The 10,533-nt window shown below is 35.2% G+C and carries 6 protein-coding genes; 3 read left to right on the top strand and 3 right to left on the bottom strand.

Going from position 1 to position 10,533, the window contains the following annotated elements:
* The first annotated feature begins 1,805 nt into the window (after positions 1-1,805).
* The 3 genes from ACP6PK_RS18835 to ACP6PK_RS18825 all read left to right on the top strand — a co-directional run bounded on the left by ACP6PK_RS18835 (position 1,806) and on the right by ACP6PK_RS18825 (position 6,459).
* Complete coding sequence (locus tag ACP6PK_RS18835) at positions 1,806-2,162, top strand: hypothetical protein (RefSeq protein WP_426561661.1); 357 nt, start codon at positions 1,806-1,808, stop codon at positions 2,160-2,162.
* Positions 2,163-3,856: 1,694 nt separating this feature from the next.
* Positions 3,857-5,113: a condensation domain-containing protein gene (locus ACP6PK_RS18830; RefSeq protein WP_426561659.1), complete on the top strand. Its 1,257-nt coding sequence runs from the start codon at positions 3,857-3,859 to the stop codon at positions 5,111-5,113.
* Positions 5,114-6,078: 965 nt separating this feature from the next.
* Positions 6,079-6,459: a hypothetical protein gene (locus ACP6PK_RS18825; RefSeq protein ID WP_094673788.1), complete on the top strand. Its 381-nt coding sequence runs from the start codon at positions 6,079-6,081 to the stop codon at positions 6,457-6,459.
* Positions 6,460-6,634: 175 nt separating this feature from the next.
* On the opposite strand, the gene ACP6PK_RS18820 is transcribed toward ACP6PK_RS18825, so the two are convergent.
* The 3 genes from ACP6PK_RS18820 to rbfA form a co-directional block, all read right to left on the bottom strand.
* Positions 6,635-6,859, bottom strand: coding sequence for a DUF4327 family protein (locus ACP6PK_RS18820; RefSeq protein ID WP_094673787.1), 225 nt, complete (start codon positions 6,857-6,859; stop codon positions 6,635-6,637).
* A 464-nt stretch (positions 6,860-7,323) separates the two neighbouring features.
* Positions 7,324-8,931, bottom strand: a complete 1,608-nt coding sequence (locus ACP6PK_RS18815) for a glycoside hydrolase family 3 N-terminal domain-containing protein (RefSeq protein ID WP_426561657.1) — start codon at positions 8,929-8,931, stop codon at positions 7,324-7,326.
* A gap of 693 nt (positions 8,932-9,624) precedes the next feature.
* Positions 9,625-10,005 carry a 30S ribosome-binding factor RbfA gene (gene rbfA / locus ACP6PK_RS18810; protein WP_094671596.1) on the bottom strand — a complete coding sequence of 127 codons (381 nt, stop codon included), beginning with the start codon at positions 10,003-10,005 and terminating at the stop codon, positions 9,625-9,627.
* Between the last annotated feature and the right edge of the window lie 528 nt (positions 10,006-10,533).

Genomic DNA, 10,533 nt, shown 5'->3' with positions numbered 1-10,533 from the left:
GATAATTGATAATGGATAATTGATAATTGATAATGGATAATTGATAATGGATAATGGATAATTGATAATTGATAATATTAGCTTTAATTATACCAAATTCAAAAAAGGCAGTTACATCTTAAGTTGGTGATTTATTCCTACAAGAAAAAATTACACATTCCATAAATTATAAAAATCAAACCTTTTTTGCTCTTTAATATTTATGTTTTTCTTTCCCTATTCCCAGTTAAGTGTTCCCTGTTCCCTCTGTCGTCACGCTCTGCAATATTTTATGAAATTGGTATTAGATACTTAATTTCTGGGTAAAACGACTGAGAGGCAAAATTTTTTGTGCCAAGTCACTTCAGTTATTAGTTAGGGCTTGCTGATTAAATCTCAAAGCATTGACGGAGAAAGGCTAAAGCCTTTCTCTGTGGTCTAAAAGTGCAAGCTTTTTGCTCCCTAAAGCTGAAAATGTGAGTATTTTGAGTAGACAAGGGCAGAAAAACTTAAGGGCAGAAAAACTGAGGGACAATTTTTCCAACTACATACTCTGTAATTCCCCATTCCTCCTGACTCCTGACTCCTGACTCCTGACTCCTGACTCCTGACTCCTGACTCCTGACTCCTACCTTCATCCATAAGACTTTTTCAGCAAACCCTAGGTATCAGTTATAAGTACCTGCTCATAAAGCAGGAGGCTTGAAATACTAATTTTTCTTTTTTTATCCCCTTGTAGAAGGCAGGGCCGTTTCATTCTTGCTTACAGCAGTTTTCAAATGGATAAACCACAGTCGATTTGCACTGGGGGTATAATCGAAGACTTGTATTCGGTTGCAACTTGAGGATGTAGAGCTTTGAAACTAGCCTTTGCCTCCTGACTCCTGTACGGGCGAATGGCCATTCGCCCCTACGACTCCTGACTCCTACAAAAGTTTTGTGGTTTACTCAACTGAAAAGCGCTGTAAGGCTCCTGGGGAGCAGGGGAGTAGGGGAGAATTTTCCACCCTTTACCCACAGGGCATCCCCAATATTCATCAATTATTCTGAAAGGTTAAAAATACGAATAGTTTTTATTTGAGGGTATTGAACCAGATATTTAGACAGAGTTTAACTAGCTATTAGCTTTTCCTTAGGTAATGCGGAGCTTGCCAGCATTTAGCAGGAGCGCTAAAATCCGAGGGTTTAAGTCCCCCACAAGAGGAGAGAAAAATTGCTGGTGCGCTTTGCGTGGGGGTTATAAGACGCGGAGCGGCAACTCTAGAGTATCCCCCATTATACACAGTGAAAAGCTAATAGCTGACTGCTGAGTGCTGAGTGCTACTTCAATGACACTCCGAAGCTGAAAAATCGGCACTGATATGGCTAATTTCTCTATTTTCTGCTCCTAAACATCTCCCGTTCTCCTTAAATTGTTAACTCACGATACGAATGATACGGCCTTACCTTGTAGAAGGGCAGCTCGCAACCCAGCCAAAGGGAGGATTGAGACCTTATTTTCTGGTCAAGAAATACCCCTATAAAATTAATTTCTATATTATTATATTTCAATAGTGCCACAACATGGATAGGACTTACGCCAAGACCATGTATGTAGCGTTCAAAACTATAACGTTATAGTTTTTTCCCTCTATATATAGTACCTCTGCCTAAGTCCTGATGGAATTGAAAATTCAACAGTATTGATTAGGTAAGGTTTGGAGGATTTTGTTTCTAACTGTTTAATTATTTCTGCCATCCTAACAATAGTAACTTGAGGTTAAGGTTGTGTGATATAGTTCTATATTGCTAAGAGTTTCTATATATTTATTTGTATTTGATTTCTTATGTCTACTTCTAAACTAACCTTGAATTTGGTAGAAGGATCTATATCTTTTGATTTTACTCCTGAAGCTGCAAGAAATTTACAAAGTGTGATAGCTGAATTAATGCAGCAATTAAAATCTGTTGCTGCGAAAAATGCTGCTGGTAGTTCTGGCAAACCAACTCCACAAAAATCCACAGAATATCTGTATACAGGAGATGTGTTTTTAGAAATATTCTGCAATCCTAATATTTGGCCTAGTCCTTTTGCTGCTAAAGTTTTGATTACTCTACGAGACGAGCGAATTCGGATTACTACTGAGGCTGAACTTACTAGAGTTTATGATGATATTAATCAATATTTAGAGCAAATAGAATAAAATTTTTGGTAGTCTTAAATATGAAGGGATATTAGTTAGTATATCTCTTTAAATTGCCAGGATATAAACTCATTCATTGTTACTTGTTTACCATTACCAAATATTTTTATTAGCTATTGTATAAGGTTAAATTTCAGCAATTAACAATGTTCATGTCGGCGACGGCCGTTTGCGAAGCATTCCGCAGGAAAACAATTAATAATTAATAATTACCCCTTCTTGAAAGAACGGGATTGGCTAAAAGGATTTTTTTTTGATTTATCCTCTTGAAAGGGGAGGCTTTAAACCTTAATTGTTGAATGAATAATTAATTATTGACTATCAACTATTAATAATTAATTATTAACTATTAATTATTAATTATTAATTATTCGGTAACATCCTCCCTTTGCTGATGAACTATTGAGAATTACCCATTACTATAGTATGAGAATTTTCTTTTTTGGCAAGTTGATTTCTACTCAACAAAAAAAAGAATTATTGAAAAGCAAAGTCTAGAAAATTTTGTAGTAGATGAGAATGAAGTAAATTATTTGAGACTCTTCCATTAAATCAAAGTCTAATACCAATTTGATAAATGTTTGTTACAAATGGTAAAAGTAAGGAAGAGGGTAGAGGGAAGAAGGAAGAAGGAGTCATTTCAGTTAGCCTCCTCCGGAGGAACTTCGTTAACAGTTAGCCTCCTGCGGAGGAACTACGTTAACAGTTATCAGTGAACCTCCGACTTAAAGTCGGAGGCTTGAAATACTGAGTTAAATATTTTTTTCATCCCCTTAAAAGGGGAGGCTTTAGACCTCATTTTTTGGTAAATATTGAAAAAAAAAGGGAAAAATGATAGAGATAACTGTCTAAAATGAATGGGAAAGGCTATTTTTAAGTATCTCTTATCGAGGTACACTTTTTTGTATCATTCTTTTTTCAAAGTGGTATAACAGGAAAGTCTCAATACCAAACCCTACATTTTCCTATTCCGCACGGAAGTACAGAGATACTTCCTGATTCCTAATTCCTAAAAAGCTTAATCTTTAGTGAAGATAATATATAGAGAGTATTTGTCAACAAAATATTCAAAATCTTACAGTTTTAACCGATAAGATGAATTTACCGAAGAATTAATAATTAGGGTTTGCTGAAAAAGTATGAGTGGTCAGGGTAGGAGTCAGGAGTCAGGAGTCAGGAGTCAGAATAAATGGGATTTATAGAGGAGCTAGTAGGAAGAATAGTCCCTTGATTTTTCTGCTATAGTGAGCATTAAAGGCTCACTTTTTCAACCTGAATAACCTAAAAACTTACGGTTTTTCAGAACCTAAAAAGGCTAAAATTTATCTGTCAATACTTTGAAATTTAATCAGCAAGCCCTAATTATAGCTGTTGTTATATAGAGAAACTGGCAACCTAAAAGCATCTTCCGACTTTCCTCAAATCATAATTTTTTCCCTCATTTATTTGAGCTACAAAAGCTTTATAAAAATATTTCTCAAGTGACTGAGGTACAGTTGTTTTTATTCTTTTCGATTCCCTGTTTCGCGAATACTAATCCCTACTCCCTACTACCTACTCCCTAAAAAAAATGAATTTTGTATCTCACGCTTTTTGATAATTGCTATAAATAAATCCAACATTCGATCTTTGATTACATTAATTACCATAATATTATCTGTAAACTATGCAAAACCAACGAATAAAAAACTCAGATGAAACCAATAGAATTAATTACAAATACCAATGTGCATCAAGAGTATCAACTTTCAAAATTTGATAGTCAAATGGGACTTTGGCCGTATTATGGTGTAATAAGTTGGTATAAACATCGAATAGATTCTCAGAGATTAAAAATAGCAATTCAACAAATAGTAGATAGTGTGCCAATTTTGGGAGGGAGATTGGTAAAGAAATTTTTTTCTCCATTAAAAGTTGTATGTAACCCACAAAAATCTGGTGTTGGTTTTATTGAAATTAATCTAGAGGAACAGGAAATAAATATTGATAATTTATTAGATGCAAAAACTTATGTAAAAAATGAATTCAATATTCCCAAAAATTCCTCAGATGCTATTAATAAAGATACTCCATTAGTATATGTAATTTTGAATCATAATCAAAATTATTATGGTGTCACTCTCTTTGTTAATCATTTCATAGTAGATGGTGGAACGTATTTTTTATTATTAGAATATCTTTCTCAAGCTTATGAAGACACAGAATATATTGCTAAATCTGAACCATTATTTACAATAGATTTTCAGAAAATAGATGATTTTATTGCTGCAAGTTTTAAGAAATTATCATGGAAAGATAAACTTCTCAGTTCAACATCTTTTATTATTTTTATCTTGAACAGTTTTTTTCAAAATAAGGATGATTGGAGTTATCTTGAATGTATCTTAACCAAAGAAAAGTTAGACTTAATTAAGAGCAGAAATAAAAATCTTTCAAACGAAGAAATTGCCTATAGCACAAACGATGCTTTATTTGAATTTTTATCAGTTGTTCCTATTAAACGATTTATTTTTCCTTGCAATCTAAGATATAGAAACGTTGGCATACCAGAAAATTATTTAGGAAATGCTGAAGCTTTCGTCTTAGATTTAACTAAACCAGAAAATAATTATATGTTAAAACATACTGATGTGAGAAAATCAGTCAATCAACTTCCACGAATATACAGCTTTATACCTACTTTTAATAGCAAGTACATGGCTCATGATTCATGGGTTAAATTACAAAATTATTTGCCTGGTTTTGGTGGTAAATTAATTCTGCAAAAGCTGTTTGAATTTGACGATGTACCAAAAGATATATTATCATTTGCTTGTAAATGTTCGTTAATATGTAGATTGACAGAAAATGAATATTTATTGATATATATCAATTTAAAAAATGTTGTTTCTCAACTTGAAAATAAGTTAAGAAATTTGGGTGTAGAAGAGATTATTATTAGAACATCATAATCAAGTATATAGCAATTCCCAAGAAGCGTGAGGTACAAAATTCTAGTTTTTAGGGAACAGGGAACAGGGAACAGGGAGATAAGGAATAGAAAAGAAATTAAAGAGCTTGTTTACCTCATAAGCTTGAAAAACGCTATATAGCAATCTTAAATAGGTTGTGATAAATTAAAAAGTAAATAAAAAAGTTGAAAGTCTTACCTGTTGCCTTTTGCCTGTTGCTTGTTGTCTAAAAAGCAGTAAGATTTTTACCACGAATATGCGGAGGATTGCTATCTTATAGATATCTCTGAAAAGAATAGGCTTTTTTTTCTTAAAGGCAATAGGCAATAAGCAACAGACAACAGGAATATAGATTTTTAGATATTTTTAGGAAAAAGGTATAAGGAAGGATTTTTTTGGTAAATTTTGCTGGATGAAGCTAGTTATTTGCCATTATTTAAGTCCTGTTATTTCTTTTCTGGAGATGTCTCAATAATCACAAATTCCGTCTGCCTCAAAAGCAGTCAGCTATCAGTTTTATCTTTAAACGAGGAAAAAGCAATTGAGAGATTTCCAAGAATTAGTTAAAATGTAGTAGAAGTTAAACGAAATACTTACTTCATTCATTTTTATTGCTCAGAGCTAACAGCTAATACCTGTTTCGCAGCATTCCGCAGGAAATGCTTACGCTTCAAAAATAAATTAGCTTTCAGGTTACCAGTTATTCAGATTAATAGGACTTACGCAAATACCATGTATATAGCGTTCAAAACTATAACGTTATAGTTTTTCCACTCTATATATAGTACCTCTGCGTAAGCCCTGATTAAAAAAATCTAGATTTAGCTAGAAAATATACTTTCTAGCTAAAAATATTCTCAAATAACTTTTCACTTACTTATATCCGCGTTATATTACCAGTACAGTCTATTTCTCATCATAATTAAGAGAGAAATTACCATTTGATATTGAGTTAACTTACACTGATGAATCCTGATAATCTAACCCAAATAATACAAAAAGGATTTCGTGTCACCCTAGGTGCCACATCCTTTTTCATGGAAACTTTACAAGACTCTAATAAACGGGATGAAAATTTGAATAAATTAAATTCTGATTTTAATCAACTAACTGAGGAATGGGCTGAAAGAGGAGAGACGACTGAGCAGGAAGCTCGAAATTTTGTTGATACAATTTTGAATCAACAAAATAGTCAAGTCAATACTGATAGTACAACTGTTTCTTCTACTCCTGCTTCAGGTTTTGTACAATCAGATATACAAAGAGATTTGTTAGAACTAACCAAAGAAATAGCTAATCTACGATCTGATTTACAAGAATCTCAGGAGTCAGACTCTCAGAACTAAGTTTCTTTTAATATTTTGTTTTCGCACAGAAAGAGATATTTGACACATCACAGGATTCTTTTCTAGATGTGTCTTGTACAACTATTAAGTTATTAACAAATCCTGGAAAAGATAGGATAAATTTTAGAACCTAACTCAGCTAAAAATTTTTAATTTAGTTGAGTTAGGCTTTTATTTAGTCGTTGTCCCATTTTTCGTTACCTATCAGGTCGCCAATTCTATCCCTGAGTAGAAAATCACACTCTTCTAACTCACCCTCTACACAAGCCCATTCCCTGGCGGGAATATATTGGCAAAGAGTATAAATAGGCTGCTGACGACTGAGAACTCCTTTGTGTACAAGTTCTGCTGCCTCGTCCCTGATAATGTCTAAAGAATATTGAACTGTGGTGTAAGTCATGGTCACCCTCTTGGCCTAGCTTGAGTACTTGTCGGCGCTACGCCGCTATTAATAATATAAGGCAAAATTGCTAATTCTGAATGTTAATTTTTTCAGTATATATAGTTACAATTTGTTATCTTATTTTGATAAGTATTCTAAAATTCATCAGACCAACACATGAGCTAATGTGTTAGTCCAAATTGCATCTATATAATTTGAACTTGTACCCATCAGGTAGCTAATTTTGGATTTCTCTAGTCTTTTTTCCTCAAAAAATCGTGTTTCCTATATCACTTTTATTTAATTTTGTCAAAATTTAGGTAATATTTTTTTTAGATTTTAGATATAAGAAAAAAAATTACTTAGGACATAGACTGATGATGAATTTTAGACTGGGAAATGTTTTTTCAACTGTTCCCTCTCTTGGTCAGCATTCAGCAAGGGAGCTATCGCCGACGCGGGGTAACACCGCTGTCCCCTCCCTATTCCCTGCTATAGAGAGATACTGGAAAATCTTTAAATAAAAGCTCCAGAGCGATAGCTTGGGCTTTTGGCATTTGTCCATAACAAAAGATATAGGGTATCCCTGATAACAGTTCTGGTGAAAACTGTTTCAACGTATACTGACTACCGTATATGATTAGAGCTTGGAGTTCGCCACTTTTTAATAATTTCTTAACTAAATCCTCTGCTACTTGTGTTAAACTAGCTACTTTGCCAAAAGGATTACCACGAATAAATAGTTGTAGCAAAGTCAAATGATGAGGGATAAGAGCTTGGATAGGTTCTGAATTATTTTCAATTAGTTGTAGTTGATAACCATATTTTTTAGGAATAGCGATCGCTGGAGTATGATTACCCAAGAAAGGAGAGTTAAGTAGATCCTGTACAAGCACTAAATTGCGTAAATGATTATCATCTGTATTTGGAGCAAGATAACCTCCTCCTACTTGAATAGAGTCTTGCAAAATTTGAGTCACAGTTTCTTGTGCCCGTGATTGAGCTAAATTTTCAACTAAATTGAATGTAGGAGGTAAGAAATAATCTGGTCTCTTTTCATTTCCAGGTTGCCAAGTAGGATAAACCTTATTTTTAGCTTGCCAAATTCTCTGTAAAGACTCATCAATTCGTGATTCAGAAATACGGCCTTGACTTACCGCATCACAAACAGCATTAATTGTCACCTCTGCATCTAGAGGCATAAGTAAAATATCTGCCCCAGTTTCCACAGCCAAAATAGACGCTTCGGCCAAACCATAACGATTAGCGATCGCCCCCATTACCAAAGCATCAGTTACAACTAATCCATCAAAACCCAACTTTTGGCGCAACTTACCTGTGATAATTTTATGAGATAAAGTTGCTGGTAGTTCCTTATCCCAGGTTGGAATTAACAAATGGGCACTCATCACAGAATCTACCCCAGCAGCGATCGCCTCAACAAAAGGAGGTAATTCAACTTCTGCCAATCTACTTTCCGAGTGAGGTATAACTGGTAAATCAAAATGAGAATCAACTGCCGTATCCCCATGACCAGGAAAATGTTTAGCAGTAGTCAAAACTGGGTATTCTTGAGTGCCCCGAATAAAAGCCCTTGCCAATTGACCAACTAATGCCGTCGTTTCTCCAAAAGCCCGAATATTAATCACTGGGTTATCAGGATTATTATTCACATCTACCACTGGGGCCAAAATCCAATTTAAACCAATAGCTAAAGCTTCTTGAGCTGTAATAGCTCCCATAGTTTCAGCATACTCTTCGGCTTTTTTCAGATTAGTTTCAGCAATAGCAGCGATCGCCATTGGAGGAGGAAACCAAGTTGCCCCAGCAAACCTTTGACCAACTCCTTCCTCAATATCAGCAGCCAAAAGCAAAGGAATTTTTGTCCAAGACTGAAGTTGTTGGATACGAGTTGCCAAGTCTACAGCACTCCCGCCCACAAAAATTACCCCTCCAACGCCCAAGTCTTGTAGCCAATATTGAAGTTTGCTGTTAGGAGGTTCCCAGTCTGGATAACGAATTTGATCGTCAAATAAATGTCCAGATGCTCTGACTACGACCATCTGAGCGACTTTTTCTGCTAAATTCATAGTTTAGTAATGGGGAATTTAGGAATTAGGTTACCGAATGATTAATAATTAATAATTAATAATTAGGGCTTGCTAATTAAAGATCAAATCATTGATATATAAAGGGTTGAGCCTTCTGAGATGCCCCAAAAGTGTGCTTGTTTTAGGCTAAAACGTTCAAAAAGTTAGCATTTTGGGCAAATCTAAAGAGAAAAAAATTGAGGGACAATTCTTACTTCTACCTCCTCTAAATTTCCCGTTTTTCCTGTATAGGCGATTTCCTACGGAATGATCCTAATTATGCGTTTGCGACAGCATTCGGAACTAAATCCCCCCTACAACTCCTGACTCCTACTCCTAGCAAAAGACATTCAGTAAACCCTAATTAAATAATTCAGCATGATTAGCTTACCCCCCATGGGAAAAAAATAAATTTTTTCCTTGAGGGTCAATCCTCTCCCTTTTAGGGCTATGCTTTATAAACATCTTTACTTAACATAGAACTTGACAAAAAATCGAAGTTATGTGTTAGTCTGACGTCCGCTTTTTACGGAGAAAAGTGTCTAATTCAATACACTTTTTTGAGGAATGTAGACAAGATTCTTACTCCCCCCTCTGCCCTCTCCTCCCCCTCTCCCCACCCTCCTACAAGGGTTTCAGGGGTTCCTTATCAGGGATAGCTTTTAGGGAGAGGTAATTATCAATTATCAATTATCAATTATCCATTGTTTCCTGTTGTTGCCGTTCTTGGGAAAGTTGGTTTAACAGTGATATAATTTCAGTCCCACGCTCTAGGGAGCGGTCCTCGATAAAGATAACTTCTGGAGTTCGACGTAGACGTATTCTATGGCCTAACTCACTGCGGACATAGCCAGTGGCAGACCTTAGACCCGCCATAGTTTCCGACCTTACTTGGTCAGACCCATAGATACTTACAAATATTTTAGCGTGTTGTAAGTCTCCAGAAACATCTACATCTGTGACACTGACCATACCAATACCTACCCGATTATCTTTGATACCATGGAGCAACATCTGGCTGATTTCCTGCTTGATTAATGAAGCAACCCGGGAAACGCGACGACCTGTAGCCATGATCATTACCCCCTACAATTTCATACTCACCATATCTATATTAATACCTTCCATAGACTTATGGGAGCTTTTTGTAGCTTGGATAAAATTAATTAGGGTTTGCTGAAACAGTCTTATGAGTGAAGGTGGGACTCAGGAGTCAGGAGAACCCATTTGGGATATATGATCGGGAGTGTGGGGAGTCTGGGGAGAGGGGGAGGTAAGGAGATGGCCTATTGGAGGTGTATTGGAGTATTTTTCAACCTTTTTCTCATATTACTTCTATTCCATATACGACTCCGTTCCTCAAAATTTAATCAAGGCAAAGATACTAAATGGTTTCTATAGAGCAGGTAGGAGAGCATTTCTGGAGTATTCAGTAGTATAGCTTCTCTGCAAGAGCCATTTACCGAATAATTAAGGTTTAAAGCCTCTCACTCGCCGTGGAGAAACAATGAATTTATTTTCCTTTTATTCAATCCTCTTCCTTTTAAGGAGAGGTAATTATCAATTATCAATTATCAATTATCAATTATCAATTATCAATTA

Origin of the sequence: Dapis hubbardiae BLCC-M172 (assembly GCF_050016015.1) — a bacterium.
In the GTDB taxonomy this organism is placed as follows: Bacteria; Cyanobacteriota; Cyanobacteriia; order Cyanobacteriales; family Microcoleaceae; genus Trichodesmium.
The sequence above is the reverse complement of the archived record's forward strand: the minus strand, read 5'-3'. Positions and strand labels throughout refer to the sequence as shown.